The organism is Nostoc sp. 'Peltigera membranacea cyanobiont' 210A, assembly GCF_002246015.1.
Taxonomy (GTDB): Bacteria; Cyanobacteriota; Cyanobacteriia; order Cyanobacteriales; family Nostocaceae; genus Nostoc.
Map to the genome: position 1 here is coordinate 132,641 of NZ_NOLJ01000014.1, position 24,178 is coordinate 156,818.

General features: G+C 42.1%; 19 protein-coding genes, 1 tRNA gene and 1 pseudogene. 15 read left to right on the plus strand and 6 right to left on the minus strand.

The window, feature by feature from the left end; translation table 11 throughout:
- The first annotated feature begins 360 nt into the window (after positions 1–360).
- A tRNA-Thr gene (locus CDG76_RS32925) sits at positions 361–432 on the plus strand.
- Between the two features lie 304 nt (positions 433–736).
- Here the strand turns inward: CDG76_RS32925 and CDG76_RS32930 are convergent.
- Complete coding sequence (locus CDG76_RS32930) at positions 737–2,935, minus strand: Ig-like domain-containing protein (protein WP_094353045.1); 2,199 nt, start codon at positions 2,933–2,935, stop codon at positions 737–739.
- 519 nt (positions 2,936–3,454) lie between these two features.
- Positions 3,455–6,035, minus strand: a pseudogene (gene priA, locus CDG76_RS32935) (primosomal protein N').
- Between the two features lie 804 nt (positions 6,036–6,839).
- Between priA and CDG76_RS32940 the strand changes: the two are divergent.
- The 6 genes from CDG76_RS32940 (at position 6,840) to CDG76_RS39810 (ending at position 10,620) form a co-directional block, all read left to right on the plus strand.
- Positions 6,840–8,012 (plus strand): RpoD/SigA family RNA polymerase sigma factor, encoded by a 1,173-nt coding sequence (locus CDG76_RS32940; RefSeq protein WP_094353046.1) that lies wholly within the window; start codon positions 6,840–6,842, stop codon positions 8,010–8,012.
- 163 nt (positions 8,013–8,175) lie between these two features.
- Positions 8,176–8,670, plus strand: coding sequence for a GNAT family N-acetyltransferase (locus CDG76_RS32945; protein ID WP_190241057.1), 495 nt, complete (start codon positions 8,176–8,178; stop codon positions 8,668–8,670).
- Positions 8,671–9,168: 498 nt separating this feature from the next.
- On the plus strand, positions 9,169–9,504 hold the full coding sequence (gene petJ / locus CDG76_RS32950) for a cytochrome c6 PetJ (RefSeq protein ID WP_094353059.1): 336 nt from the start codon (positions 9,169–9,171) through the stop codon (positions 9,502–9,504).
- Positions 9,505–9,673: 169 nt separating this feature from the next.
- On the plus strand, positions 9,674–10,057 hold the full coding sequence (locus tag CDG76_RS39800; protein ID WP_442946401.1) for a tetratricopeptide repeat protein: 384 nt from the start codon (positions 9,674–9,676) through the stop codon (positions 10,055–10,057).
- A gap of 160 nt (positions 10,058–10,217) precedes the next feature.
- Complete coding sequence (locus CDG76_RS39805; RefSeq protein ID WP_442946402.1) at positions 10,218–10,418, plus strand: hypothetical protein; 201 nt, start codon at positions 10,218–10,220, stop codon at positions 10,416–10,418.
- Positions 10,372–10,620: a hypothetical protein gene (locus CDG76_RS39810; protein ID WP_442946403.1), complete on the plus strand. Its 249-nt coding sequence runs from the start codon at positions 10,372–10,374 to the stop codon at positions 10,618–10,620. The genes CDG76_RS39805 and CDG76_RS39810 overlap by 47 nt, the downstream gene beginning before the upstream one ends.
- Positions 10,621–10,630: 10 nt before the next feature.
- Here the strand turns inward: CDG76_RS39810 and CDG76_RS32960 are convergent, their stop codons facing one another.
- A complete protein-coding gene (locus CDG76_RS32960; RefSeq protein ID WP_094353048.1) occupies positions 10,631–11,257 on the minus strand; it encodes a Uma2 family endonuclease in 627 nt (208 codons plus the stop codon).
- Positions 11,258–11,563: 306 nt separating this feature from the next.
- On the opposite strand from CDG76_RS32960, the gene CDG76_RS32965 reads away from it, so the two are divergent.
- On the plus strand, positions 11,564–12,442 hold the full coding sequence (locus CDG76_RS32965) for a hypothetical protein (protein WP_223265491.1): 879 nt from the start codon (positions 11,564–11,566) through the stop codon (positions 12,440–12,442).
- 12 nt (positions 12,443–12,454) lie between these two features.
- On the plus strand, positions 12,455–13,009 hold the full coding sequence (locus tag CDG76_RS32970) for a hypothetical protein (protein ID WP_094353049.1): 555 nt from the start codon (positions 12,455–12,457) through the stop codon (positions 13,007–13,009).
- A gap of 70 nt (positions 13,010–13,079) precedes the next feature.
- Here the strand turns inward: CDG76_RS32970 and glgX are convergent, their stop codons facing one another.
- Positions 13,080–15,206, minus strand: coding sequence for a glycogen debranching protein GlgX (gene glgX / locus CDG76_RS32975; RefSeq protein ID WP_094353050.1), 2,127 nt, complete (start codon positions 15,204–15,206; stop codon positions 13,080–13,082).
- 368 nt (positions 15,207–15,574) lie between these two features.
- On the opposite strand from glgX, the gene CDG76_RS37935 reads away from it, so the two are divergent.
- The 3 genes from CDG76_RS37935 (at position 15,575) to CDG76_RS32985 (ending at position 18,456) form a co-directional block, all read left to right on the plus strand.
- Positions 15,575–15,727 (plus strand): hypothetical protein, encoded by a 153-nt coding sequence (locus CDG76_RS37935; RefSeq protein WP_190241058.1) that lies wholly within the window; start codon positions 15,575–15,577, stop codon positions 15,725–15,727.
- A 120-nt stretch (positions 15,728–15,847) separates the two neighbouring features.
- Positions 15,848–17,947 (plus strand): TonB-dependent receptor plug domain-containing protein, encoded by a 2,100-nt coding sequence (locus CDG76_RS32980; RefSeq protein ID WP_094353051.1) that lies wholly within the window; start codon positions 15,848–15,850, stop codon positions 17,945–17,947.
- 212 nt (positions 17,948–18,159) lie between these two features.
- Complete coding sequence (locus tag CDG76_RS32985) at positions 18,160–18,456, plus strand: hypothetical protein (RefSeq protein WP_094353052.1); 297 nt, start codon at positions 18,160–18,162, stop codon at positions 18,454–18,456.
- A gap of 285 nt (positions 18,457–18,741) precedes the next feature.
- Here CDG76_RS32985 and nifH read toward each other — a convergent pair whose 3' ends face one another.
- The gene (gene nifH / locus CDG76_RS32995) at positions 18,742–19,632 is read right to left on the minus strand and encodes a nitrogenase iron protein (protein ID WP_094353054.1); all 891 of its coding nucleotides are present in this window, start codon (positions 19,630–19,632) and stop codon (positions 18,742–18,744) included.
- A 1,817-nt stretch (positions 19,633–21,449) separates the two neighbouring features.
- The gene (locus CDG76_RS33000) at positions 21,450–22,415 is read right to left on the minus strand and encodes an AraC family transcriptional regulator (RefSeq protein WP_094353055.1); all 966 of its coding nucleotides are present in this window, start codon (positions 22,413–22,415) and stop codon (positions 21,450–21,452) included.
- A gap of 209 nt (positions 22,416–22,624) precedes the next feature.
- On the opposite strand from CDG76_RS33000, the gene CDG76_RS33005 reads away from it, so the two are divergent.
- From CDG76_RS33005 to CDG76_RS37940, 3 genes are read left to right on the plus strand one after another with little or no spacing between them, the layout of a single operon-like run.
- A complete protein-coding gene (locus tag CDG76_RS33005) occupies positions 22,625–23,026 on the plus strand; it encodes a (R)-mandelonitrile lyase (protein WP_094353061.1) in 402 nt (133 codons plus the stop codon).
- A gap of 58 nt (positions 23,027–23,084) precedes the next feature.
- Complete coding sequence (locus CDG76_RS33010) at positions 23,085–23,855, plus strand: SDR family oxidoreductase (RefSeq protein WP_094353056.1); 771 nt, start codon at positions 23,085–23,087, stop codon at positions 23,853–23,855.
- Positions 23,836–24,069: a hypothetical protein gene (locus CDG76_RS37940; RefSeq protein WP_190241059.1), complete on the plus strand. Its 234-nt coding sequence runs from the start codon at positions 23,836–23,838 to the stop codon at positions 24,067–24,069. The genes CDG76_RS33010 and CDG76_RS37940 overlap by 20 nt, the downstream gene beginning before the upstream one ends.
- Positions 24,070–24,178: the final 109 nt, after the last annotated feature.

The window sequence follows — 24,178 nt, forward strand, 5'->3', positions numbered from 1 at the left end:
TGACCAAAGCGAACCTGCGGTTTAAGACCCCCACCAAATTGAAAATTTGGTGGGCCCAATTTAAGTACGGTGTTGAATCCCCTTCTAAATTGAACCTTCTGCCCTCTGCCTCCTGCCTCCTGCCTTCTTCAACAACCTTATCAGTGATTCAGAATCCCTGATTGTTTCTGGTTCATCACAATGGCAACGCCAGAACAACCATCTAGGCGTACAAAAGCAGCGATATTGCTAAAATTTCTGGTCTTTTAGCCTAATTTTATGATGAAGCAGATATTTTTTAGAATTTACAGCTAGACAAATAAATGGATTATGGTACAATGATAAATCGTGGTTGCTAATTAAAAAGCAATCGTCAGACTTGCCAGCATAGCACAGTGGTAGTGCATCCGACTTGTAATCGGAAGGTCGCGAGTTCAAATCCCGCTGCTGGCTTTTGTACATTCGCAAATTAGTGTCGCCGAATTGTTTGGAATTAAGTATCAACATAATATTAACCCAAGTTGCGGGTTATAAAATTCTGGATGCTTCGTAACCGTTGATTTAGATAAATGCACATAAAAAGTTTACGGTCGCGCTAGATGCAACCGTAATTGGGAGTGAACTATAAAAGTAGAAAAATTAACTGATGAGATCAATGCTTGTTGGAGAGTAAATGCAATCAATTCATGCTTGCAGTTTCAGTAAAAACCCTTTTCAGCTACAAGCATGAATTGATTGCGATCGCCCGGTACTGATATTAATGAAGTGGACGCAGAAGTGTAATTTTGCCCATGCCCGTCTCTTGACTGAGTTGCGCCACGTAGAGATTTCCATTCGTGGGATTCTCAACCAAATCCAATGGACTTGGGTTAAAACCAGTGAAGCCACTAATAGCCGTTTGGGAATTTACAATATCCAAGTTTGCGCCACCTGGTGTTAGCACAATGATGTCTTTCCCTAAACTGAAGCGTGTCACCAGCAGTTTGCCTTGCAGCTTACCACCTAAAACATTACTACGATATTCAATGATGCCATTAGGTGAAAAATGCTCTCCGAAATCGAAGGCAATACCCTTCCAATTCCGGTCAGGTAGAGTACCAACGGGATATTCATTGATCTGAACTGGGTCTGTACCAGCTGTGGGATTTCCTCCACCCAACACCCACTCACAACGCTTCGGATTGGGATGGCCATAATAACCATTTTTAACAACGCGAAACAGAAAGTCTTGCTGCGTGCCTAGACTGCTAAGAGCAGGCACAGGTGGAGTAGTATAAGCCCCATTAGTAGTCTTATCAATCCGGTTTTGGCAGGCAAGAGGTAAAGGGATAGGTGTATTTGGCGTATTGCCACCAGCCGCCGAACCATTCGTTGGCACATACAACTGACCATTGGTATGCCAAACCAGATCGTAGCCATTACGTATACCACTAGCAAAGATAGTTACAGCTGCTCCCGGATTAAAGGGGTTATAAGTACCTCCATCCTCTGTCTTAACGCTTAAAGGAGGTGAGGTGATTTTGGACAGGTCAACTCGTAATACAGCAGCAGTTAACAACTGCTCAGAACGATTACTCCAGGCAGTGTTTGGTGCGCCCGTACTACTATTACTACCCTGCAACACATACAGCACATTTGGCTGGTTGGCCTTGAATTCAATGCTATTGGTTAGATGATCCCGACTCGATCGCGGTAAATCAACCACATAGTCTTTTACTGTCTCTAGATTGGTGCCGCTTAAACGAGTAATTTTACCACTCCATTCTGGTGCATCAATAGTTCCATTCCAGTAGTAATTATTTGTTACCCAGAGAATTAGGTTGCTGGCATTGGTTGATGAGGGATCAAAGTGCATACCAATGATCGTTCGATTACCACCATTTGCAGTCTGCAATGAGGAAATCGTTTGTGGCGTACCCAGAGTACCATCGGCATTGATCGGGAAACGCAAAATCTCACCTAGTAAGGTGGCAGCATATAGTTTATTGTCAGGCCCAATCAAGACTGTGGTGTAAGATTTGGTAGGTACATTCGCTAGTGAGATTTGCTCGAAAGTAATATTGCTTACTGGGTTCACAAAGGTGCCTGTTGTGAAACTGATGCTATGGGGTAAGAATGCAGCACCATTGCTATCTTTAACCCCGTCGGTAATTTGTAACAAATATTTGGTATTGTTCTTGAGACGATTTATCGGAGACACTACAATCACATCTCCACCACCGGAAGTGTTGTAAGTAGCATTGACTTGCGTGTTAGTGCTGCAATCAATCAGCCTGATAGTTGAGGCAGAAATAGTATTAACCGCAATCCCACTATTGGGGAGATTTAGGTCTGCTGTAATCGAGATATCCGGCGAGAGATTTGTCTGACCATCATTAGGATTGGTCGTTCTGATCGAGGGACGATTACCTGGTGCGATCGCAATATAGTTGAGCTTGGTATTCTTACCACCTTTAGCATCAATTGTGAGCTTGCCATCGGCAACATTAACAATCCGGGTAATTGCGGCAAACTTTTTGGTTGCCGTTGGTACAAAGCCAGAAATAGCAGCCGTCCCTTCTATATTGATCTGGTGCTTACTATTTACAGTATTACTAGCATCACCGACGCTAACAGTGACATTGTAGGAACCTTTAGATAGGGCATATTCCCAAGCAGCAGGTATCCTGACTGCTGTTCCTGCACTGCTAAGAGGATATTGCAGATGAATCAGTCTATTTAGCCGCCGATCGATGCCACTTTGATTGCGATCGCGTGTATTAAGTTGGATATCAAGGGGAGTGGGTGTACTATTGCCTAAGCTATCTTCACGCACCCAACCAAAGCCTCTAGTCTCATTGTAGGCTTGACCGATATCTTTAATATACCCAGATGGTACAGGCGCGTCATTTGGTTGGAAAGCAATCCCTTGAACAATTGCTAATACCAGTATTTTGGGTTTGATCTTGTAAATCATAGTATGCCTTGCCGTTGTGTTCGTAGTTGATACGTGAGTAGTCCATTAACATTGGCCAAGTATCTGCAATGATGATTTCTGGCAATCCTTCATTGGCTAGAAACGAACGTAATGACCGCAAGTCTCAGGGAAAACATTTCTCTAGACTGTATAAAAAATATTTAGTAAATACTTGACATTACATAATTAATGAACTTCTTTTTAAGAGAATTGTAAAGTAACTTTCTAATTCCTCAACTTGCCACAGTATGATTACGGAAAAAGCAATAAATCTTCAAAGTTATTATCGTAAACCAATCTTTAATTGGTACTGGCAGAGTTCATTTTTAACTGTGCTTTTAATATGCAGTTAATATAGTGTTTTCATAATTAGCTATGATTTCCACGGTCATTGCACCCCACCCCCAGCCCCTCCCCGCTCTTCGGGAGGGGAAACAAAGCGTAGCTTTGGCGGGGTGGGGTTCTTGAGGTTTAATTAAGTAACCAAGCGGACATGATATATTTACGATCGCATAACGATCACATAATATTTAATGGGTCTACATCAATAGTTAAACTTACAGACGAAGGACAAAGCGATCGCACTTCTTCCCAATCTGGTAATTGTGGTAGTGCATCGGGGGCAAATTTAATTAATATCTGCCAACGATAACGATTAGCTACCCGTAGAATACTCGCTGGTGCTGGGCCCAATATCTCGAATTCTTCTTCTGTACTCAAGGCTGTAGCAATAATTTGCGCCGTATTTTGCACTTGAATGGGATCGAGACTACTTAATCGTAACAAAATTAACCGCCCATAGGGAGGATAATTGAGGGCTTGGCGTTGTTCTAATTCAGCTTGAGAGAAAGATTGATAATCGTGCGATCGCACAGCTGCAATTACCTGATGCTCTGTAGTATAAGTCTGCACAATTACTCTACCCGGATCTTCGCCTCTACCAGCACGTCCAGCGACTTGCGTCAAGGTTTGAAATGCCCGTTCGCTGGCACGATAATCTGATAAATTTAGCAATCCATCGGCGGCGACAACGCCCACAAGTGTCACCTGTGGTAAATCCAAACCTTTGGTGAGCATTTGCGTACCGACTAATAAATCTGCTTCGCCGTTGGCAAACTGAGTGAGTAGGGTACGATGGGAGCCTTTATTGCGGGTGGTATCACTATCAAAACGAATCAAGCGCAACTCTGGGAACTGTCGCGCTAGTTCTTGCGTTACCCGTTGAGTACCGCTACCGAAAAATTTTAGATAAGGGGAACTACAATCAGGGCAAAATTTGGGGTGCGATCGCGCATAGTTACAGTAATGACACCGCAATAATTCCGGCGCTTTTTCTTCAGTGTGGTGATACGCCAGTGACACATCACAATGCGGACATTCCAACACATATCCACAACTGCGGCAAGAGACAAAAGTACTGTGTCCCCGACGATGGATAAATAAAATTCCCTGTTGTTTTCTTTCTTGCAACTCTTGCAAAGCTTCTTGCAGCGATCTACTAAATATAGAACGATTTCCCTGTTGCAACTCTTGCCGCATATCGACAATTTCCACCGGTGGTAAAGGGCGGGAGTTGATGCGTTCGGGGAGCGACAGGTAAAGAGTGCTAAGTGAGGAGTCACGAGTTACGAATTCTCCCCCTGCTCCCCCTGCTTCCCCTGCTCNCCTGCCTCCCCACGCTTACCCAAGTTTCCAACGAAGGCGTAGCTGAACCCAACACCAAGGGGCAATTTTCTAATTCGGCTCGCCACAGGGCAACGGTGCGGGCGTGGTAGGTGGGTATAGGGGAATCTTGTTTAAAACTGCTATCGTGTTCTTCATCTAAAATAATTAAACCCAAGTTAGGCAAAGGGGCGAAAACGGCGCTACGAGTCCCAATGACAACTTGAGGTTCTCCGGTGAGCATTTGCCGCCAAGTGTCGTAACGTTCACCGTCGGAGAGGGCGCTGTGATAGACGCTGACTTTATTACCAAAACGAGCGCGAAAACGATCGGTTAGCTGCGGTGTGAGTCCAATTTCTGGGACTAAAACCAGAGCAGATTTACCTTGATTGAGGAGAGGTGCGATCGCTTGCAAATATACTTCGGTTTTTCCTGAACCTGTCACCCCATGCAATAAAACTTGAGCAAATCCATTTAGTGTCTGGATTGTCGCTAAGGCGCTAGCTTGAGCTGTAGTTAAAGATTTAGCGCCATCCCCTACTAAAGCTGGGCCTTGTTCAGTTCGCAATACTTCCCGTTCTTCAACAACGATGTAACCTTTTTGTGCCAACGTTTTGAGAATAGAAGAACTAGCATTACAAATTTGCAGTAATTCATTTTGCCACAACTCCCCACCATGTCGCCGCAGCACTTCTAAAATCTCTCGTTGGCGAGTAGTTAACTCTTGGTCAATTGTACCTGTGAGCGTAACTGCTTTTTGTAACTTTGGTCGAGTTAGTCGCGGTGGTTCTAAATAACTTTCTACTAAACCAAATCGCAATAACTCCCGAATTCCTCGATAAGCAGATTTGACTTTTTGCTGAAGGTAAACAAAACTGTAGTCCCCCGCTGGTTGCCCTTGCAAAAGTTCCCAAACTTGCCGCGCAGTCGGAGTCAAAAAAGCCAAAGGATCGGCAGATCCCAGTAAATAACCACTTCTCCCCGCCCCCTGCACCCTTGCCCCTCTCCCTCCAACCAGGCGGATACGACGCTGCGATCGCCCCAGCAACCCTGGCGGCAGAGCAACCCGGATTACTTGAATCAGTGGCGTATAGTAATATGCAGCAACTCGGTTGAGTAATTCCCAATAAGCACTTGGGAAAAATCCAACGCTGACTATATCTTCTACTTCCCGGATTTTTTCTGGTGGTAAATCAATATTTGGTTGTGCCAGTAATCGAATTGCGATCGCTCCTAATTGTTGCGCCCCAAATGGCACACTCAAAATATCACCTGATTTTATTTCTAAGTGGGCTGGCAATCGATAAGTAAATAGTCCTGTACTTCCTGGACAGTCTACCAATACTTCAACCCACCGATTAACAGTTTCACCTGACTTGTATGATTCACTCGGTTCACTCACCACTAAAGCAGATAAATTTATGTCCTTAATATACATACTTGCCGATTTTATAATTAAATATTTTCCTCACATAGCTGGTCAAAATCAACCTAGCTAACTAAACTTTAGTTTTTCGCTTTCTTAAATTTAAATGGTATTTCTCAATACTGTTATTCTTCATAATACTTGATAATTTTCCTCTTATGTAATCTACTAGACAAATTCGTATCAACTATATATGCAATAAATATTTGGTGCCCACTATACAAATAAAAGCATGTCGGCTATTGCTGCAACAGTTACTCTATCTACTAAATATGGAGTAGCCTTTTTCCGCCTATCGGTAGATATTCAACCCTTTCTGTATATGAGATGCTTTTATACAGAGTAATATCGTCCCAAAATTAAGCTGCTACTCTTGTAATTTGTATTATATAGGTAACTGGAAATCAAATTGGGAATGCGTAACCCATTAGTAGGTCTTCCTTTTATACAGTGGTATCCAGCGCCTAAAACATTATAAATATTTAGAAAAATATATGAAAGTTTAAGGAATTTGGATGGTTAGCTGGAATTTTTATATTTGTTAAGGTTGAGAAAGTTTGAGGGGGTTTGACATATTTGATAATTCAGAAAAAAATGAAGAATATATCTGTTGGGAATCTAAGGAAAAAGTTTTGCTGGGTGCTAAGGTAAGTTTCGTTATAGGTTGTATATAACTGTAACCTATAGGTACTAGGTAGATGCCGATTTTTATTTCTATAGACAAATTAGCATCAGCCTATATTTCGCTATTTTTTACGGGTGCATCGTCCATTAGGGAAAACTACCAAGCCTCAAACGAGTAGGTGTAAATAAATTATGTACCAAACAAAGCAACAATCCCTAAAGGAAAATATGAATATTGTTGAATTGGGAAAAATGGAAATACTGGAGAATGCTGCTGATATCGAAGAACCATCACTCGATAGTTTAAATGCAGTCGCAGAAGAAGAATCTCCAATTGTAGTAGAAAATCTGGAATCAGACGAACGCGATGGCGATGACATGGCGGCGGCTCGTCCTTCGGGATACAACAAAACCGAACATGATGATGCTGTCGGCGCATTTTTTAAAGAAATGGCGCGTTATCCGCTCTTAAAAGCTGATGAAGAAGTAGAATTAGCGCGGCGAGTCAGGTTTCTAGAGGAATTTAGAGAAATACAAGCGGCTTTAGGGTTAAAACTGGAACATGAAGCCAGCAAATTAGAAGTGGCTTCCGAGTTAGGAATGACGGAAAAGCAACTAGAAAATCGCTTGTATCAAGGGAGAGTAGCGAAACGCAAAATGATTCGCTCGAACTTGAGATTGGTAGTTTCTATTGCTAAACGATATTTAAATCGGGGAGTACCTTTTCTGGATTTAATTCAGGAAGGAGCAATGGGTTTAAATCGCGCTACAGAAAAGTTTGATCCCGATAAAGGATATAAGTTTTCTACTTACGCCTATTGGTGGATTAGACAAGCGATTACCAGAGCGATAGCTAACGATGCGCGAACAATTCGACTACCGATTCATATTGTTGAAAAGCTTAACAAGCTAAAAAAAGCTCAACGGGAACTCAAACAAAAACTCTGTCGTAATCCTACCGAAGGTGAAATGGCAGAATATTTAGAGATTAGTGTGCAACAACTACGCCAGCTACAACAGCTACGGCGACAAGCACTTTCTCTCAACCACCGCGTCGGTAAAGAAGAAGACACGGAATTGATGGATTTGCTAGAAGATGAAGATAACTTGTCTCCAGAAGCAAAAATGAATGAAAACATGATGCGTCAGGAGATTTGGGAAGTCTTGGGTGATGTGTTAACTCCACGAGAGAAAGATGTGATTTCTCTGCGTTATGGTTTGACAAGCAGCGAACCATGCACCTTAGAAGAGGTTGGCAATATGTTCAATCTTTCTCGCGAGCGAGTGCGTCAAATTCAAAGCAAAGCCATGCGGAAATTGCGCCGTCCTCACATAGCCAAACGCTTAAAAGGTTGGTTGATTTAATTACATTGCTCAAGATAGAGATGCAATCTGGAACTTAATTAGCTTTGCAATTCGCAAAAATCGGGCGTTTTGTAGCTTTTTTCGGCTCTTATTTAGTCAATACTCAAAATAAATTGCCCAGTTGCCTATAGACTATGGACTATAAACTATGGACTATAGACTAATGACTTCGGGTAGCAATTTGATTGTGCGTTTTGCCCAAGCAGACGATTGCAGCGTATTGTTTAAATTAATTGAGGGACTTGCAGAATATGAAAAATTATCTCACGCGATCGCTGGCAATGCTCTAGCACTTCAGGAGCATTTATTTGGTTCGCGAAGGTATATAGAGGCAATATTAGCGGAATCTGCGGGACAAGCTGTTGGTTTTGCGCTATTTTTTCACAATTATTCAACATTTCTGACTAAGCCAGGAATTTATCTGGAAGATTTATTTGTTTTACCAGAGTATCGCAGGCAAGGTATTGGTAAGGCTCTTCTAACTAAAGTAGCTCAGATAGCTGTAGAACGTGATTGTGGGCGATTAGAGTGGAGTGTCTTAGATTGGAATGAGTCAGCCCAAGCATTCTACCGTAGTATGGGAGCATCTATATTAGATGATTGGCGAATTTGTCGCGTCACAGAAGATGTGCTTACTAAATTAGGTTCTGTTAAATAAAAAACACAGGATGAAGTATAAAGGATGAAACAGGAAGATTTTCATCTTTAATATTTCATCCTTAAATTTTAATCATTAGACCTCTTGCATAAGTCGAATCGACCCCCCTTAATCCCCCCTTATAAAGGGGGGAAACTTGGAATTTTGCTCCCTCCCCTTCACAAGGGGAGGGTTGGGGAGGGGTGATTCAACGATTTTTGCAAGAGGTCTATTTTTTTATAAAATATTCAGAATTATATAAATTGGGATTTTAATCATCAGCATAAATGCACATTTTTGCAAATAAGTAAGCTAGGGTATTTTGGAGAGAAGCATATTCTTTTTACATATTGCTTTGTGCTAATAAACCTAAATCTAAAATCACCAAGATTCAAAATCCAAAAACTTTATTTAATAAAGCAAAGTTTGACAGCTTGTCATTTGACTATAGCAACGGGTCAACTCACAATTATGGAGGATATTGCACCGAATAAGCCGTTATTGCAGAGAGAACACGAAATGAAAAAAATGATTACAGTCATGCTGTTAGGCATAGCAATCTTCACCTTTGCCTTCAGTCGTCCAGCTTTGGCAGCAGATGCTGCTAGTGGAGCTAAAGTGTTTAGTGCCAATTGTGCCTCTTGTCACGCAGGAGGAAAGAATCTGGTTAAAGCTGAAAAAAGCCTGAAGAAGGAAGCTTTAGAAAAGTATGATTTGTACTCAGCAGAGGCTATTGTTGCCCAGGTTACAAAAGGTAAAGGTGCTATGCCTGCCTTCGGCGCTCGTTTAAAAGCTGACCAAATTGAAAATGTAGCTGCTTATGTTCTTTCACAAGCAGATAAGGCGTGGAAGTAGACTAAAATCTAACTTCAAAAATTAACTATTCGCGGGGCTTTTTGTCCCGCTAATTTTGTTGCTACTGAAATTATCAAATAGGATGCTTATACCAATTTTGGATTAAGAGTCTTTACAAAAAGACTGTTCCAAGAATATCAAACAATACTACCTATCCTAATTTGGTCTTATGAGTGATTTCTGGCGATTATTTTTCAGTATAATTATTGCTTTACACCTCACTTTTTTGACTTTACCTGCACATTCCTCACCCATTTTAATTACCCAAATTACAGCAAGTGATTTCTTAGAGTTGGGTGTAGATAAGATGCGACGCGGTGATTATCAGGAAGCAATAAAGAATTTTAACCAGGCGATTGAACTTGAGAAAGATTTGGCTGTAGCTTATAGCGATCGCTGTCTTGCTTATCTCCAATTACAAGATTACCATCAAGCTGTTACAGATTGTACTCAAGCCATAAATTTTGCACCGGATAACTTTGAGGCTTATCTGAACCGGGGAGTAGCACACTACAGACAAGGGGATTATCCTGCTGCCATTGTCAGATCATAACCGAGCGTAGGCGTAGCCCGTCGTAGACATCGCACTTAAACCCTACGATTTTCGAGCTTACTACAACCGAGGGCTAGCCCATACTGGTGATGGGAAAGACTCGGAGGCAATTTTTGACTTTAATTTAGCCCTAACTGAAATTCCTCGAATCAGTAGCTTATTGCTTGCAGATATCTATAATGACCGAGGTTTAGCGCATTTTGTCTTGCAAGATATCCAAGCTGCGATGCTCGACTTTAATCTAGCAATTCGTCTCAATGCTAACGATTATAGAGCGTACTTTAACCGAGCTTGTGCTTGCGGACGAAATGGAGATGACTTTGGTGCAGTGCGTGATTTTATCTCAAGTCATCAGACTTAACCCCAGTAATGCCCAGACTTACGTTAATTGGGGAGTAGCTCAGTATCGCTTAGGATATCATTTAGGAGCGATCGCTGATCTGCAAAAAGCATCTGAGTACTATGAACAGCAAGGAAAAAAAGTTGCTTACGAAAAAACTCTAGATTTACTGAAGAATCTGCGACAACAAATTTCGTTTGTAACGGAAATCGCTCTTTTCTAGCACTGCAAGGCTATACAGGGTATCTACCAGCTTGAAAAATCTGTTCGGCGGTTAAGTTTAACTCTGGGAAAAGAGGTGAGATAATGCGATCGCCACCTCGAAACTGGCTAACTTGGTATTCTCCCTCAATTAAAGTGTAGAGCGAGACAGCTGGTTGTTTGGGATTGCCAATAAATCGCCTACCGCCTAAAGCAGCATAGTCTACAATCCAGTATTCCGGGATGCCTACAGCCTCATAGTCAGCAGCTTTTTTTAAATAATCATCACGCCAATTGCTACTCACTACCTCAACTACTAAAGGTATTGATTCCGCAAGGCTTACAGTAGATTCTTTTTTCCACAGAGGTTCGTTTACCAAATTAGGGAGATTTAATATCAGTACATCTGGTGAGTAAGCCGATTCACTTTCAGGCGGTTTGACTAATACTGTTTTCGGGATGCCGTAGCGTAGGCTGATGCGACTATATTCTAGAATAAATTTCTGGACTAAAAATACAACGATCTCTTCATGGTCGCCTGTGGGTTGCGGCATCTCGACTATTGCTCCATCATGCAATTCATAACGTTTTCCTGTGTTGTCAGGATATTTAGCAACGAATTCATCGAATGTAACTAGTTTGCGTAAGGTTTGAATCATTCTATTGTGTTTGCGAAGCTTCCAGTTTTCTCAATGCTAACGAAATTCGTAATTGCTACAACAGAAAAGCCTTTGAGGCTTATTTCCTTCGCCTTTTAAAACCTAGCTTGCTTATGAAGCGCAATATCTCTAGCCCTTTGAGATCGCACTCTAGGAATTTGAGCGCTTGAGACAGAATAAAAGATATCTCAGATCCGAGTCAGCTCATATTACCAGTAGAACCGAGATCACACTTCAATTAGTTTATCTCGGTTAAACTGCATATTTATATCAAATACAACAAACATTTACATAGGAATATAAAATATGGCAATGAGGAGAGGGGATCGCAGAGATTCTAATTATGTCAACGCTATCAATAATCCTCGCTCACGGCAGAAAGAACCAGCTTCTTATCATGACCTTAAGCTTTCATTGATGACTGTTCGTGCCAATCTTGAGGAAGCTGCATCTGAACGTGATAAATGGCAAAAATGTGCAAATGAATATCAAGAAGCAGCATCCCAACTGGTTCATGTTCAGCAAGAAATTCAAATTTACCAAATCGAGGCTAATGAGCTAAAAGAGCAAGTCACTCAAAATTATCGCTTCTATATTGATGAGCAAGAAAATCATCAAAAGACACTCTACTTTTACAACGAAGAAAAGGCGAAAATATCCCAGTTAGTTCATGTTCACCAGCGAGAGATCCAAACTTGCCAACTCGAAGCTAATGAGCTAAAAGAACAAGTCACTCAAAATTCTCGCTTCTATATTGATGAACAACAAAGTCATCAACAAACACTCTGTCTCTACAATGAAGAAAAAGCTAGAGCAACTGAATTTATTACCAAATATGATGCAGCCAACTCTGAACGAGAAATGTATTTGACTTTATACAATGAGGCTAAAGCAGAACTCAAACATGAGCGTCGTTCCAAAGCTAGTATTAAGGGATGGGAAACTCGCCGGAAAGCCGAGAATGAAAAACTAAAACGAGAAATTGCCCAGATGGTTGTGCTACTGCGTGACTCTTTAGCAAGTAAGGATGAAGCAGTAAATAGTCTTTACGTTGTTGCAGAGCGTATGGATCGGATTCAATCTCTAGTTGATTCCGTGGAGGAAGAAACAACTAATAATCCAATGGGTTTGGTACAAAAATTTAAACGCATCTGGCTGGCAATTAAAGACATACTTTCTGAATAAACAAGCATACTCATGAGCAAAAAATCATTACCAACCACGCAAAAACAAGGTAAAGCGAGGCTGGGAGATCAAATTCGCAGTATTGCCGATCGTCTTAAACAAGAGACTGATGTCCAGATACAAGCAACTTCTCGGATTTTAGGGGCTGCTGCTCAAATTGCCGAAAATCATGACCGACTTATTAATGAAGTAGTTGATATGGTTGAGTCAGACCTGAATGTAGAGAAACAGGTATCTCAGAAGCATACTTATAGTGTTGATATTCTGAAGCAACAGTTTAAAACATTACGGGATGCAAAGGCTCACTTTAATCTGAAAGTTACTAGTTGGGAATCACTAGTTAATAAATTAAATGCTGCATCTTCCCAAACAACCATAATTCAGGATAAACCTCAATCAAATCAGGGTTTGGCAGACACCAATATAATAAATGGTGAAGATAATTTTAATAATATTGAAAAATTGACAGTTTTTTTAGAACCTGATGTTGCAGAAATGTTTCCCAATTCGGAAGCAGTAAATGAAGCTCTGCGTTTTCTAATTAGAGTTACGAGTAAAATTCGTTAAAGCCTTTTAGTAACTTTATAGAAAAAAGGTATTTTTCTATAAAGTTCACTATCTTTTTCTTTTGTTCTTGCTAACTGATCAGGCGTAACACCATCAAAGAGCGATCTGTAACTGGTAAAGTTTGAGAACCTGAAACTAATTTTCCTCGATCTAAAAAGCGAGGTTCATTAGTGTCAATTACTATCTCCCATACCTTATCTTTAAATTCATTGGGTAAAGCAAAGTCAATTAACTCATAGTGAGCGTTAAAAAATATTAGAAAACTTTCATCAATAATGCGCTCACCACGATCGCCTGGAGTAGCAATTCCCTGCCCATTCAAAAAAATCTCCATTACTTTGGCATAACTAACTAACCACTGCTTCTCAGTCATTTCACTGCCATCAGAATTAAACCAAGCAATATCATTAATGCCTAAGCCGTGAATGGGGCGACCTTGAAACCATTTACGTCGTCGCAATACTGGATGCTGATGGCGAAAATTAATCAGTTCACGTGTAAAGTCTAGTAAATCCGAGTTCGCTTTATGCAAATCCCAATGCCGCCAGGAAATCTCATTGTCTTGGCAGTAAACATTATTATTTCCCTTTTGACTACAGCCAATTTCATCCCCCTCTAATAGCATTGGGACACCTTGAGATAGCATTAGGGTTGCTAAAAAGTTTCGTCGTTGCCGTTCGCGCAAACGCATTACTTCTGGATCGTCGGTTTCGCCTTCTGCACCACAATTCCAGGATCTATTATGGCTTTCACCATCTCTACTGTCTTCCCCGTTTGCCTCGTTATGCTTTTCGTTGTAGCTGACCAAATCATTTAACGTGAAACCATCATGAGCAGTTATGAAATTAATACTTGCATTTGGGTTGCGCCCGTTGGTTTGATATAAGTCAGGGCTACCGGTAAAACAGTAAGCAAATTGTCCTAAACTATCATCTACACCACGCCAAAAATCTCGTACTGTATCCCGATATCTACCATTCCACTCAGACCAACGCAGTGGAAAGTTCCCGACTTGATAGCCACCTTCACCTAAATCCCAAGGTTCAGCAATGAGTTTCACATCTGCCAAAATTGGGTCTTGATGAATAATATCAAAGAAAGCTGATAGGTTATCCACTTCATATAATTCCCGCGCCAGCGCCGAAGCCAAATCAAACCGGAAGCCATCTACATGCATTTCTGTTACCCAATAACGCAGGCTATCCATGATTAACTTCAGAACTTGAGCATGACGCACATTCAGAGAGTTACCGCAGCCTGTAAAGTCCATGTAGTAGCGAGGATCGTCCTTTACCAAACGGTAATATACAGAATTATCAATACCTCGCAAAGATAGCGTTGGCCCTAAATGACTTCCTTCGCCAGTGTGGTTGTAGACTACATCTAAGATCACTTCAATTCCGGCAAAATGTAGTGCCTTGACCATTTGCTTGAATTCGGTGACTTGTTGTCCCACAGTCCCACTAGCACTGTAACTAGAATAGGGAGCAAAATAGTTGATGGAATCGTAGCCCCAGTAATTGCTTAATCCTTTTCCTTCTAAATGTCCCGGATGAGATAGAAAATGATGTACTGGCATCAACTCAACTGCTGTAATTCCTAATTGCAGTAAGTGTTGAATTGCAGCCGGATGCGCTAACCCGGCATAAGTGCCGCGCAACTCTTCTGGAATACCTGGATGTAGTTTAGTAAAACCCTTGACATGAGTTTCATAAATAACAGTAGTATACCAAGGTGTAGCAAGCAGTTTATCGCCTTCCCAATCAAAAGATTGATCGACCACAACACACTTGGGCATTATTTTGGCATCATCTAGTTCAGAAAAAACTAGGTCTTTGTCCTCAGCGTCTAAAGAATAGCCAAATACAGAGGGATCATTACTAAACTCACCATCAATTGCTTTAGCGTAGGGGTCAATTAATAGTTTGTTGGGATTAAATCGATGACCTACCTCCGGTGCCCACATCCCATGTACTCTAAACCCATACTTTTGGCCTGGGCCAACTCCTGGTAAGTAACCGTGCCAAACAAAATTGTTTTTTTCTGTCAAAGGTATACGAATCTCTTCGTCATCGTTATCAAATAAACAAAGCTCTACCCCTGTTGCATTTTCCGAAAATAAAGCAAAGTTTGTCCCTTTCCCATCCCAAGTTGCACCTAAAGGATATACATTCCCTGGCCATAAAGCTACATACATAAGTAAATGTTGAATAATTAATTTTTCTGTAAATAATTGACTTTGACTTTTTTGAATAATTAGTTAATAGTGAAAGTTACTAATAATTCTTTAAAATCACTAACATTAAAATATAACTTATTAAATAATGTTATTTGATCTATCATTAGTAATAGAAATTTCTATTCCTTAAGTTGGAAAAATTAATGCAGAGAGCAACAGGTTGAAGGAAGGAAACTGCTGTGTCTGCGACACGCTGTGCGATTTGCTTAAGTAAAGCAACCATCAGCAAAGCTTCTTTCACCCTGCTCCCTGCTCCAGTTTGGCTATGCTACCTCGCCTCCGGTTCCATCGAGCGACTTGTACTGAGCTTGCCCTGAGCGTAGCCGTTGGCGCAGCCTCTCGTAGAGAAGGGCGTAAGTCGAGATGTCTCGGCACAAGTCACGGCAAGCCCCCAGCAAGAACTGCGTCTAAATGATAAGTCTTTAGCCGGATATGATATGACTTCTTTAAATGCGATCGCTCTGCGGTTTAACCCATAGTAAATTGACAAATAGTCGCATCTCAACTGTGGAAATATGACAGCGTGTCTTTTGACACGATTTTACTATTACAGCCACAATGCTACGTAGTGACTGTTTTTACTTGGTGTGAAAGAGAAAGTGAAAAAGGATTTTTTGTTACTAACAGTTGCTTTACCGAGTTTACTGATAGCGTCTCCTAGTTATGCGGTTGAGAGTGAAATTGAGCAAAGAAATACTAATAAATCAACGGAAGTCATTTTAGATATTCCGAGTTTGAGTGAAATTGAGCTACCCGCCACTAATGCCGACTTATTATCTCAACAATCTGTACCGATTGAAGTTAATCCAGAAGAAACTCAACCAGAAACAGAGCCAACTCCAAGCGATGATGCAGACATTTCTATAGAAGCGATCGCAGAACCAGACAACCTACCTCAATCTACTCCAACTTACGTAATCGATCGAGAAGAAATTAAAAAGCAGGGTGCTGCAAGTTTAGCCGATATCTTGAAACGAATGCCTGGTTTTGCAATCAATGATGTAGGTCATGGTGCAGATATTCATACAGGTACATACTACCGGGGAGCCTCAATTAATCAATCTGTATTTTTGATTAATGGCAGACCAATTAACAACAATGTCAACACTTATCATGGTGGAACTGATTTAAATAGCATTCCTGTAGAGGCTATTGAACGAGTAGAATTATATAGCGGTACAGCCTCCGCTTTATTTGGTTCCTCAGCCTTTGGAGGAGTTGTCAATATCATCACCAAGGAAGGTTATGGCAAACCTAAATTCAGTGGTAGTGCAGAATTTGGCTCATTGAGTTTAAATAATCAACAAGTAACTTATGGTGGTTCATCTGATAAGGTCAAGTACAACTTTAGCTTTGAAAGATTCTTTACAGATAACCGTTACCGCGTCCCTGTAGGTGCAGCTAATCGTGATAGTCAGGGATTTTTATCGAATGCAGACACAGCGACAAGTACATACTTTGGTAGCATTGGACTAGATTTAGATAAGAAAAATTCTCTGAATTTAGATGTTACTGCACTCAGCAGTCGTCGCGGCTTAATTTATTTTGGGTTCCCTCTGCAAAGAGATAGATTAGACCACGATGGTTTAAATGTTGGCTTATCTTGGAAAACTCGGCTAGGTAATGGCGAAAGCTCTAATCTTACAACCTCAATTGGTTATAACCAAGATTATTTCAGCACTTATGGCCCTACAGGAGTATCATTTTATCGTAGAGGGTCTTTAGATACACAACAACTCACAGCCAGAGTCGATCATGAGTGGAAAATTACTTCCAATAATAAATTGCGTTGGGGATTAGATTTGAAAAACACCGATTTAATCGGTGATGTTTTGAGTACAGATCCTACTAGGATTACCGAAAACGAAAAGGAAGATCGGAGTTTGTTGAATACAGCTTTATTTGCTGTCAATACTTGGAATATTAGCGATAATTTTCTGATAGATTTAGGATTAAGACAAAGCTTTGACAGCCAATTTGGAAATTATCTCAACCCTAGTGTTGGGTTACGTTATGCTGTCACACCAATGGTAGCAGTGCGTGGAAGTTGGGCAGGAGGACAACGCAATCCTGGGTTAGATCAGTTGTATGTTTATGATACGGTTCATGGTTGGGCACCTAATCCTGATTTAAGACCAGAAATTGGCTCAACTTGGAGTGCAGGAGTAGATGTAAATTTTTCTCAAAATCTAATTGGACAGTTTACTTACTTTGGTAGTAGTATAGGCGATCGCTTGGGAGTCATCGCCGGAAAATGGGCAAACATTGGATTAGTAGATACCAATGGTTTAGAGGCTGCATTGCAATTAAAAATTGCCACTGGCTGGTCAACTTTTCTCAACTATACTTATACAGATGCCCAAATAAAAACAGGGACAGAGAAAGGTTTACAATTAGGTTTGATTCCCTATTCTGTACTGCAAACTGGCGTGGGTTATCAAAATTCAGGTTGGCAAGCTAACTTATATGTTACCTACAATAGTGGTGCTCGCAGATCCATCTTCGTTAACTCTACTGACAAGCCTACAGATTTTGCACCGTCTTTTGTGAATTTAGATTTGAGCGGGCGTATACCTCTAACTAGCAATTTAGGACTGACAGTTTACTTAGAAAATTTACTTAGTGAGCAATATGAGCGAGTTAATCGCATATATAGCCCTGGATTTACTTTTCGTCTGGGTTTAAGCGCCAATTTTTAGGTATTCAATGTAGAGATTTTATCATTACCAAGTCTCTACATTCTTATGTCTTTTCACATGATTTGTAAAACATCACTTTCCTACCTTTATAGAAAAGTGATGTTTTACATTTTTTGGTAAATATGACGCTCCGCCGTACAACATAGTGCGTTAAACTAAAGCGATAATGACCCTACTTAAAATTTATTTTTAATCTAAAATCTAAAATTGCTATGAGAGCCAGAATTGAAAATAAAATACTTTTCATACACCACGAAGATTTACCAGAGTTTAAGAAGGGTGGTTCGGTGGTAAGAAACTCTTATTTTTGGGCACTACGTTCAATTGCTGGTCAAGCTTCACGTTATCGTGATTGGGAATACGAACCGGAGGTTTGGCTAGCGCTTTCACGAATGCTTTTATCGTTTGCGGAATCTGGATATTTGGGTATTAGAGAAACTTTGCTAGAGTTTCCCTTATCTCAAGGAGAAATTCCTAATTTATTGCGAGATGCTTCCACTTGGGAGTAGGGATATATAGCTGTCATTGTTGCTAACAAATCCTTTACCAACTTCTGGTTAAAAATAATTAAGATTAGAGATATTAAGCGATTGCCAGAAACATTTGTATCTTCTAATTTGTAACCACCGATTTTAATATCTCGAAACATGGCTTCTACATAGATGCGTAGCTGCTGATTGCAGAGTGCGAGCGATCGCTATATATTTCTATTAAGGATTCAAACAAAGAAATGCAAAAATTGGGAAAAAGGTGGGCTGCTGCCCACCCTAAACCATTATTTACTTAGCAATACTTTAAACAGGTGCTTCAGTAGCAGTCTTGCCAACCAACATTGCAGCATTTTCCTCGCTTTCGAGAATACCGAATTCAATCAACAAGTCTTCTAACTCTTCCATCTCGATAGGTGTGGGGACAGTCAGATTCTTGTTGTTGATGATCTTTGTACCTAATGTCCGATATTCATTAGCTTGGTTGCTGTCAGGTGCATACTCGTTAACAGTCATGCGGCGCAATTCTGCGTGTTGCACAATGTTGTCACGAGGTACGTAGTGAATCATTTGGGTGTTCAAACGTTTTGCCAGGGTTTCGATTAGGTCGATTTCCCGGTCAACGTTACGGCTGTTACAAATCAAACCACCCAAGCGCACACCGCCAGTGTGAGCATATTTGAGAACACCACGAGCGATGTTGTTAGCTGCATACATCGCCATCATTTCACCAGAGGTAACGATGTAGATTTCTTGTGCCTTACCTTCACGGATAGGCATAGCGAAACCACCACACACAACGTCACCCAATACGTCGTAACTTACAAAGTCAACATCTTTGTAAGCACCGTTTTCTTCTAAGAAGTTGATAGCGGTGATAATACCACGACCAGCGCAACCCACACCAGGTTCAGGGCCGCCAGACTCCACACAACGTACATCCCGGAAACCGGTGAGCATTACTTCTTCGAGTTCAATATCTTCTACAGCACCGCGTTCAGCAGCCAATTGAAGAACACTTGTTTGAGCTTTACTGTGTAGCATCAAACGGGTAGAGTCAGCTTTAGGGTCGCAACCGACAATAAGGACGCGCTGACCCATTTCAGCCATTGCTGCAAGGGTATTTTGAGAAGTGGTAGATTTACCAATACCGCCTTTACCATAGAAAGCTATTTGTCTAATCTTTGGGTCAGTCATGGTTGTGTTTCCTACAATGATTTAGTTAATGGGTCGTAAGCTTGATGTGAAATATTCACCCTTGGTGTCGTAGGGAAGTAGAGCCTGTTGGCGATCGCACCCTGGCAAAAACAGTTAAAATCAGAACATATTTACCCACGAAGCGTAGACGCAGAGCGGCTTGTCGTCAGACATGGCTTAAGAGATAGAGAAATCTAATCTCCTAATAACAAAGCCTTTGAAACTATGACTTCAGCATTATCAGTTGTTGTAATGAATGCCAAATGGTTGCTCAAGCCTCAAGAGTGGTTGCAGCAGGAATTCAAATGAACGCAGATTTGTCCCTTGAACCACACAACCAACCAAATTGCAATCCACTCTTAAATGGTCGCTACAACTTTTCTGATTTTGCTGATGTCAAGTCGCCAAGAACATCTATAGCGCTTCTCGTTTCGTGATTGATGCAGCAGGATAAATTCCAGCCTAAAATTAGCAGTTACAGGTGCAGTAATATAATGCCTGCACAAGCAAACCCTAACACTCTGGCTTAGACAATATCTTAGTGACTTGTGATACGATGTCCGGCAATTAAACATAATACCCGAAACCCCACCCCGCCAAAGCTGCGCTTTAGCTCCCCTCCCCGCCTGCGGGGAGGGGTTGGGGGTGGGGTTCTTTTATTGTGGGTAATTTGGCGGACATGATATGACAGTATGGTTAAATTCCTGAAAATTGTGGAACGACACCATTCTGCTTGGAGTTTTCGTTCCAAAAGTCACCAACTGCTTCAACTTAGTTTGCGGTTGAAAACCTTTACTCCCGCAAGACGAAGTTAGTAAATATTCTGTATTTCTATTGAATTGTCAGGCTGTACTAAGAGTCTTTCTTCCCAGACTCCAAGAGTAATTGCCTTTGGCGGGTAATGCTCTAGCTAGGTTAGCCAACTCTTATTGGCTCATACCCAGATAAATTTTGATTGACTTCAAGTTGTTACAAAGCCTACTATCCTACTCAATCTAGTTTTAGATTTTCGTTAAAAAAAGATGTAGCTAATTGAAGGGGACTTACCAGAGCAAAAAAAACTTTCTTGAGCTTGCCTCAAACTTGTCTTGAAGTCTTTTTGTGCTTTCACTCGTTTTGATTCCTATAAAAACCATAACATACATCTCACTAATTAATTTGCCGAATCTCAAATTATTTATCTATTTAATAGAAGATTATCCTTAGAACCTTTAATAGTCATAAGTTACACTCTCGCTTATTTTAGTTAATAAAATTATTTTTCATAACCAATATGTGCAGTTAGATACTTTTGGGAATTTGATAAAAGTATTTAAAACTAATGTTTGATAAAGAAAACAGAACTTCTTATTTTTGCAGTCAAAAATTTTGGTTCTTCAGTATATTTTATGCCAAACTATTAATTAAAACTCCAAACCTAATAACCAACTAGGCTTTAAGCCTCTAAACCGTATAAAAGCTCTTAAATTTTAGTTAACAACTGATACTTTTCTTGTCCGGCAAGGGTTTCGAGCTTTTGAGAACGTAAATTTAGCATACCAAGTACCGAAGAACCAAAATTTTGTAAATAAAGTAATACTTCGTCAAGGAATAATTGACAGATAGATTTTCTGTAGAGACGGCGATTTATCGCGTCTCTCTAACCTCACAAAATTTCACACAGTAATAAGTAGAAAAGCTTATACCGAAACCGAACTTTCTTCTACAAAACGCTCAAACACTTGACCTAGAAACATTCTAGCTGTTCCCTATCTAGCAACTATATTTTTTCAAGTAACTATAATTTGAGGGAAATTACAAGACCTTGAAAGGGCCGATCATATTGAACTAACAGTCTCCCTAGCAGCTTCTCGCAGCCGCTCCACATGGCGCATCGGTGGGGCACCAAAGAGTCGCTTGTACTCTCGGTTGAAGTGCGAGGCATCTTCGTACCCCACTCGATAGGCAGCACTGGTAGCGTCAAGGTTTTCCCCCAGCATCAGACGGCGAGCCTCCTGGAGCCGCAGTTGCTTCTGGAACTGCAAAGGACTCATGGCAGTGACAGACTTGAAGTGATGGTGAAAGCCGGAGACGCTCATTCCCATTTCTCGTGCGATGCTTTCAATCTTGATCGGTTCGTTAAAGTCTTTACGAAGTCGCTCGACGGCTCTAGCGATGTGGTAGGTGTAGCCACCCAGAACTGCAATATGACGGAGCCGATTACCTTGCTCTCCCATCAAGAGTCGGTAAATGATTTCCCGCTTAATCAGTGGTGCGAGAACATGAGCTTCGGCAGGAGAATCTAAAAGCCTGACGAGCCGCACCACAGCGTCCAACAGATTTGCATTCAACGGACTTACGTCGATCGCTTTCACATCAGCACGGCTGCGCGATGAGGTATACCCTGCCTCGACCATCACTGAGCCAACGAGGGTGGGGTCAAGATCGAGGCGAACGCTAAGGAACGGTTGCGCCTTGGACGCTTCCAGAATTTGGCTGACAATTGGGAGTTCAACCGTAGCAAGCAGATAATGCATTGGGTCGTACTGATAGCGATCGCTGCCCAGAAAAACTTCTTTGCTGCCCTGAGCGATCGCACAAAAGGCAGGGATAGAGACACTATGAAGGCATTCCGAAGGCGAGGAGGCGCGGTTGAAGTGCAATCCTTTCAACGGCTCAATCGTCCCATCATAACGAATCGCCTGGGCAATCAGCTCAGTCAGTTCGTCTCTGTAGGCTTGCGCTCTGTCTGCCTCGCGCTTTGCTTGCGGGTCGTTCATTAAATTGATATTGGCAGCGTTCATTTATAAGTTTGTAGGATTGTACAACAATTTTAGACGATTGTTTTATTGTTTTCCCTTGAAGATTCTTAGAATGAAGCTAAAGCAATGAAAAATGATTTCGGCTTCTTATAAGCATTCTGGATTTTTATTCAAGAGAAAACTCAGTTTTAATTGGGCAAGAGACTTGCCTGCTAGCCACCAAAATGGCATCAAGTGAAGGAATTAAGAAAATGGACATTAAAAGAAGTGGCTCACAGCCTTCCGCTAAAGGGCAGGCTGAGTATTTTACCGGCACTGTCCGCGTTGACCCCCTGTTTGAGGCACACGATCCAGCGCGCACGTCTGGAGCCAGTGTCACATTTGAGCCTGGTGCTAGGACAGCATGGCACACCCACCCATTGGGACAAACCCTAATCGTAACGGCTGGCTGTGGTTTCGTACAGCGATGGGGTGGTGCGATCGAGCAAATTCGATCGGGGGATGTCGTCTGGTTTGAACCGGGTGAGAAACATTGGCACGGTGCCACCTCAACCACAGCCATGACGCACATCGCCATTCAGGAATGGCTCGACGGCAAGCCCGTGGACTGGATGGAAAAGGTCAGTGACGAGCAATATCAATATCACAACTGATATCCGCGTCCGGCGGTTTTAGAAGCTTGTTTTGGTGAAGAATTGAAGGAAAAAAATAATGACGACGAACGAGAAGGGAAACTACACAGGAAAAGTTGCGTTTGTGACCGGAGCAGCGAACGGCATCGGTCGAGCTACGGCGCTGGCGTTTGCACGTGAGGGCGCTAATGTGGTGGTCGCTGACATTTCAGAACAGGGCAATCAAGAAACAGCCCGCACGATCGAGGAACTCGGCGGACGGGCGCTCGCCGTTAGGTGCGACGTGACACGGGCCGAGGACGTGAAGGCTGCGCTGGACAAGGCGGTCGAAGCGTTCGGTCGCCTCGACATCGCTTTTAACAACGCCGGCTCCGAACAGGCGATAACGGCGATGGCCGATCTCACGGAGGAAGAGTGGAACCGGATCGTCGGCATCAACCTCCGCAGCGTATTCCTGTGCATGAAGTACGAGATCCCGCTGATGCTCAAGCAAGGAAGCGGCGCGATCGTGAATACCTCTTCAGGTGCTGGGGTCAAAGGCTTCAAAGGTCAAGCTGCTTACGTGGCTGCGAAGCATGGCGTGGTCGGACTGACCAAGGCGGCGGCTCTCGACTACGCCGCGCAGAACATCCGCATCAATGCTGTGTGCCCTGGAATTATTGACACCCCGATGATGGATCGCTTCAGCGGCGGCACTCCCGAAGGCCGCCAACAGGTGATCTCGCAGGAGCCAATTGGCAGGATGGGTCAACCTGAAGAGATCGCTAATGCCGTCGTCTGGCTGTGTTCGGATGCGGCCTCCTTCGCCGTCGGGCACGCCCTGGTCATCGATGGCGGTCAAACGGTGTAGTGATGTTCATCGCCAACACGATCAAACCCTAAACGCACGACGACAACAAAGCATTGTCGCCATCGCCACCTTCACCGCCAACGGCGATGACTCATATCGCCACTCGGGAGGTACTCGACGGCAAGCCCGTGGACTGGATGGAGAAGGTCAGCGACGAACAATACCAAGACAGATTCAAGACCGAGTAGAAGGAAACGTGCGATTCGTTGCTTAGAGAATCACGGTAAACAGCCCGTACATAACTAAGCCAGCCCGACAGCAGATTACTGTCATTAAAGGCTGAACTCTCGGTCAGATGCAAGTGTAAGCCTTGCCATTCAGAC

Coding starts and splice junctions, on each gene's coding strand:
- CDG76_RS32965 (WP_223265491.1), top strand. CDS start 11,564: ATGGCAATGAGGAGAGGGGATCGCAGAGATTCTAATTATGTCAACGCT.
- glgX (WP_094353050.1), bottom strand. CDS start 15,206: ATGTATGTAGCTTTATGGCCAGGGAATGTATATCCTTTAGGTGCAACT.
- CDG76_RS32985 (WP_094353052.1), top strand. CDS start 18,160: ATGAGAGCCAGAATTGAAAATAAAATACTTTTCATACACCACGAAGAT.
- CDG76_RS32970 (WP_094353049.1), top strand. CDS start 12,455: ATGAGCAAAAAATCATTACCAACCACGCAAAAACAAGGTAAAGCGAGG.
- CDG76_RS33010 (WP_094353056.1), top strand. CDS start 23,085: ATGACGACGAACGAGAAGGGAAACTACACAGGAAAAGTTGCGTTTGTG.
- CDG76_RS33000 (WP_094353055.1), bottom strand. CDS start 22,415: ATGAACGCTGCCAATATCAATTTAATGAACGACCCGCAAGCAAAGCGC.
- CDG76_RS32945 (WP_190241057.1), top strand. CDS start 8,176: ATGACTTCGGGTAGCAATTTGATTGTGCGTTTTGCCCAAGCAGACGAT.
- CDG76_RS33005 (WP_094353061.1), top strand. CDS start 22,625: ATGGACATTAAAAGAAGTGGCTCACAGCCTTCCGCTAAAGGGCAGGCT.
- petJ (WP_094353059.1), top strand. CDS start 9,169: ATGAAAAAAATGATTACAGTCATGCTGTTAGGCATAGCAATCTTCACC.
- CDG76_RS32940 (WP_094353046.1), top strand. CDS start 6,840: ATGTACCAAACAAAGCAACAATCCCTAAAGGAAAATATGAATATTGTT.
- CDG76_RS37940 (WP_190241059.1), top strand. CDS start 23,836: ATGGCGGTCAAACGGTGTAGTGATGTTCATCGCCAACACGATCAAACC.
- CDG76_RS39800 (WP_442946401.1), top strand. CDS start 9,674: ATGAGTGATTTCTGGCGATTATTTTTCAGTATAATTATTGCTTTACAC.
- CDG76_RS32930 (WP_094353045.1), bottom strand. CDS start 2,935: ATGATTTACAAGATCAAACCCAAAATACTGGTATTAGCAATTGTTCAA.
- nifH (WP_094353054.1), bottom strand. CDS start 19,632: ATGACTGACCCAAAGATTAGACAAATAGCTTTCTATGGTAAAGGCGGT.
- CDG76_RS39810 (WP_442946403.1), top strand. CDS start 10,372: ATGACTTTGGTGCAGTGCGTGATTTTATCTCAAGTCATCAGACTTAAC.
- CDG76_RS32960 (WP_094353048.1), bottom strand. CDS start 11,257: ATGATTCAAACCTTACGCAAACTAGTTACATTCGATGAATTCGTTGCT.